At 72.9% G+C, this 646-nt stretch carries 1 pseudogene; it reads left to right on the top strand.

From position 1 onward, the window contains the following. Positions 1–174: 174 nt before the first annotated feature. A pseudogene (locus FWJ25_RS20530) lies at positions 175–646 on the top strand (hypothetical protein); the annotation flags it as partial.

The following is a 646-nucleotide window of genomic DNA, read 5'->3' as shown; positions in this document are numbered from 1 at the left end:
ACAGTGCTCTCTTGCCTGCCGCTACGAGCCAACGACTCGAACGCATACACTCCAATGGCAGCGACGGTGATGGCCTCCAKGAGCCCCCTCGCCTCCGCCACCCCAGGCGCGCGTCGCGCTTTCCCTGTACGGCTGCTGCTCCAGGCATCTGCGCTCGCGCCGCGCCGGCGCGCCTTGGCCGTGACCGTGAGGGCCCAGAGCGACGACGCCGAGGCCGAGCCAAAGGAGGAGGCGGCGGCGGCGGCCACCACCCCGGCGCCAAAGTCCAAGGCGGCGGAGACGGCGAGCCCCGGGCTGTGGGACGCGCTGGCGTTCAGCGGCCCGGCTCCCGAGCGCATCAACGGCCGCCTCGCCATGGTGGGCTTCGTGTCGGCAACCAAACCCGCACGACACGACACCAAGTCGAGGAGCTCGAGGGCACCAATCATGGCCGGCGTGAACTCCAGCGTCGTCGGGCTCAAGCCCGCCGCGGCAGTGCCGCAGGCCGCCGCCGCCTCATCGCCGGCGAAGCGGGTGCAGCTGGCCGCGCCCGAGGGCCGCCGCGCCGCKCTGCTCGGCCTGGCGGCCGTCTTSGCYGTCACKGCCACCACCGGGTCGGCCAAGGCGCCGGTCTTCGACGAGTACCTCGAGAAGACGGCCGCCAACA

Source organism: Marinobacter salinexigens, from assembly GCF_008370345.1.
Lineage (GTDB): Bacteria > Pseudomonadota > Gammaproteobacteria > Pseudomonadales > Oleiphilaceae > Marinobacter > Marinobacter salinexigens.
Note: the sequence above shows the minus strand (reverse complement) of the source record. Positions and strands in the feature narration are given on the sequence as shown.